Here is a 3,487-nt window from a genome sequence, read left to right as displayed (position 1 = left end):
CTCTTCACTAAATACTAAAACAAACACTTTTGCCAACATACGCAATCTACTCTCGCAAAAAAGCCGCCTATACACACTTATAGACGGCTTTTTTGTGTGCTACTTACAGCCGCTGATAGATCAATAACGACCCATTTCAACTGTCGTCTCAGCTGTCATCATATCGCCCTGCCATGACTGTACATCTATCGTGTACAGATGATCTTTTCCGCCTGAACATGGTGGCTTATATGCACCGCGGACATCGCCATTACGGCTACGATATTCAGCCACCATCTCTACACCAACTGGCACTTCATAAGTATGCCCAAACACGCGTGGCACCTCGGCTGTGGTTTGACCATCTGACAATGCATAGCTGACGATGCCATGGCCACCTTTTTGCATGCGTTTATTGCTCACATCGTTATAGACAAATACTAGGCTATCCGCACCATCAGGAATATTTGAGACAGTCATGCCTGGTGTAGCAGGACTTTTACCACCGTAGTCTAGACACTGTTGTCCCTCAGGTATGCTGTCAGCATCCCACATCTCATCGTTAAACTCTACATCCATCGCAAAGGCACTGGCAGATAAAGCCAATGCACTTAGAGCAACCACTTTTTTTAAGGTAAAAACTTTCATAATTATTCCTTTAGGCAATTGGTATATTAGCGTAGATAGGAAACATCGTTTTCAATAGAAAATAAAACTCATAAACATTAATTAATAATAACTTTATAATACATGAGCATTGTTAAGTTGATTGTATCTTTTAGAGAGTTTTGTTAATCGGTTGAATTAAAAAGAGATAATATTTAGAAAAGAGAACCATCTCAGCCTAGTAAGCTAAAATAGCTATTGATAAGTTACGCTATCGCCATGTATTTCATAAACGCTGTTATAGTAGTATTCGAATTTATAAATAAATAATAATAGGACAGTCATGTTTGTTGAAGACAAAACCGCCACGAAGGCGATGGCTCAAAACATACCCATACCCATACCTACGCCTAAAATCATATTTTTTGATATTGATGATACCCTCAGCCGTAACGGTATTATCGCTAAACACAATCAGGCAACGCTTGAGCAGCTTGCTGAGAGTAATATCAAGCTGGTGATATCAACGGGACGCTCTAAAGCCATCTTACCAAACGATATCCTTGCGTTGTTGGAAGCCAATGTATTGGACGCTATTATTTGTATGAATGGCCAATATAGCTTCGATAATAACGGCAGAATCAGCCACTATCCATTGTCTGTAGAACAAACCGCAAAAATTAAAAGCCTATGTATGCAGAGCGAATTTATTCACAAGTTTGACTCAGCCACTCATATTGCTTGGTCAGGTGAAAACGAACGTCTGCGTGAGTTTAATGCAATCACGCCCAACTCTATCGTTGATCCCGAGTACCACAAGTCCAACACCGTTTATCAATGCTCTGTTTTCTTCAATGATCAAGAAGACAAAATGCAAGATATTGACTTTGCAAAATACGATTTAAAACTGGTGCATTGGCATCAGATTGGCGCAGATATCTTGCCGATAGAAGCATCCAAAGCGCGCGGTATCATAGACGTATGTAAATACTACGATGTAGATGCAAGCGAGTGTATGGCATTCGGTGACGGAATGAATGATTTAGAAATGTTCGACTTAGTTGGGTTTGCTGTGGCGATGGGCGATTCGCAGCCTGCACTGATAGCACGAGCTGATTTTGTCACTGGTACGATTGAGGAGTATGGCTTACAGACAGTACTCAATCAGTTAAAAACCACATCATAAGAATAGCAATACAAGCGAAGCCATTTGCACTCATTTGAAAAAAGCCCTCACTAGATCACTAGTAAGGGCTTTTTTTGATTGGCATATTTTTTACAACTACTTAACCATTTATTGCGCTGGATAAAAAGTCTCTGACCCTGGGCCCACTGGCAAACCAAGTACAAATACCCACACAGAGAACAAGATTGTCCAACCAATCAAAAATGCCATCGAGTATGGTAGCATCATCGCCATCAATGTACCGACACCTGTGTCTTTTTTATAGCGCATTGCCACTGCCAGAATAAGACCAAAATAGCCCAACATCGGGGTGATGATATTGGTCGTCGAATCGCCAATGCGATAAGCAGCTTGTATCATCTCAGGCGCATAACCCGTTAGCATCAGCATCGGTACGAATATCGGCGCAGTCACTGCCCACTGTGCAGACGCTGAGCCTAGCATTAGGTTGACCAAACCACAAATGAGGATAAAACCAATCAATAGTAAAGGACCTGTGAGACCAATATCGCTCAAAAAAGTCGCGCCAGATACGGCCATTACTGAGCCCAAGTTTGACCACTTAAAGAACGCGGTAAACTGTGCAGCAAAAAATACTAATACGATATAAATACTTAACGAGCTCATGGCGTTGCTCATAGCATCAACGATATCTTGATTGCTCTTGATGCTACCAGTGATCTTACCGTAGATATAACCTGGGAGCGCAAAGAATACAAAAATAAAGACCACAATGCCTTTTAAAAATGGCGACCCTGATACTAGGCCTGTCTCTGCATTACGCAAGATGCCATCAGCAGGCACTACTGTCCACGCCAGCAATAAGCAAAATATCAACATGCTGATACCTGCCCACAGTAAACCTTTTTTCTCAAGCGTTGATACTTTTTCGATTTGCGTCTCTAGCACAGAGGCATCATCAGCATCTTTAGGGTTATACTCCCCCAAGCTTGGCTCAACGATTTTTTCCGTGACAAAATAACCCAGACCACTGATCAAAAAGGTACTGGCGATCATAAAGTACCAGTTGGCCTCTGCTCCAACAGTATAAGCCGGATCAATGATACGAGCCGCTTCTTGGGTAATTCCTGATAACAGAGGATCGACCGTCCCTAGTAGCAAATTAGCGCTATAACCACCAGACACTCCGGCAAATGCCGCCGCTAAACCTGCTAAAGGATGTCTACCTAGCGAGTGAAAAATCACCGCTGCCAGTGGTATCAGTACCACGTAACCGAGCTCAGCTGCAGTGTTTGACATGATGCCTGCGAACACGATGGTAAAGGTGACCATCTTTTTAGGAGCATTCATGACCAGACCTCGCAGCGCAGCTGATATCATGCCAGAGTGTTCAGCGATACCAACACCTAACAACGCTACTAGCACCGTACCTAGCGGCACAAAACCGGTAAAGTTGGTCACAAGATTTTCGACGATACGAGCCAAGCCTTCACCGTTCAATAAGTTGACGACTTCGATCATCCCATCAGCGCTACGTCCGCTTGCGCCCTCTGGCCTTGGGTCGATCACTGACACGCCAAAGTATGACATGACAGCTGAGAGCACCAACAACAGCACAGACATCCAAACGAATAAAATAACCGGATGCGGCAATAAATTACCGAGCCACTCGACGCCTTTTAAAAACCGCTGCATGCGAGAGTTTTTCTCTGTTGCATCAAAATCATTGTGTGGCGGACTGCCATTTGGCGAATT

3 protein-coding genes are annotated in these 3,487 nt (G+C 43.3%); 1 reads left to right on the top strand and 2 read right to left on the bottom strand.

The window, feature by feature from the left end; translation table 11 throughout:
- Positions 1–120: 120 nt before the first annotated feature.
- The gene (locus ACT3SX_RS14455) at positions 121–627 is read right to left on the bottom strand and encodes a hypothetical protein (RefSeq protein WP_192518681.1); all 507 of its coding nucleotides are present in this window, start codon (positions 625–627) and stop codon (positions 121–123) included.
- A 301-nt stretch (positions 628–928) separates the two neighbouring features.
- Here ACT3SX_RS14455 and ACT3SX_RS14450 point away from each other — a divergent pair, with 301 nt between their 5' ends.
- Positions 929–1,771, top strand: a complete 843-nt coding sequence (locus tag ACT3SX_RS14450; protein WP_442070129.1) for a Cof-type HAD-IIB family hydrolase — start codon at positions 929–931, stop codon at positions 1,769–1,771.
- Between the two features lie 108 nt (positions 1,772–1,879).
- Here ACT3SX_RS14450 and ACT3SX_RS14445 read toward each other — a convergent pair.
- The coding region (locus ACT3SX_RS14445; protein ID WP_444761533.1) for an AbgT family transporter at positions 1,880–3,487 on the bottom strand (1,608 nt) is incomplete at its 5' end.

Origin of the sequence: Psychrobacter sp. AOP31-B2-9 (assembly GCF_052378005.1) — a bacterium.
GTDB lineage: Bacteria > Pseudomonadota > Gammaproteobacteria > Pseudomonadales > Moraxellaceae > Psychrobacter.
The sequence above is the reverse complement of the archived record's forward strand: the minus strand, read 5'-3'. Positions and strand labels throughout refer to the sequence as shown.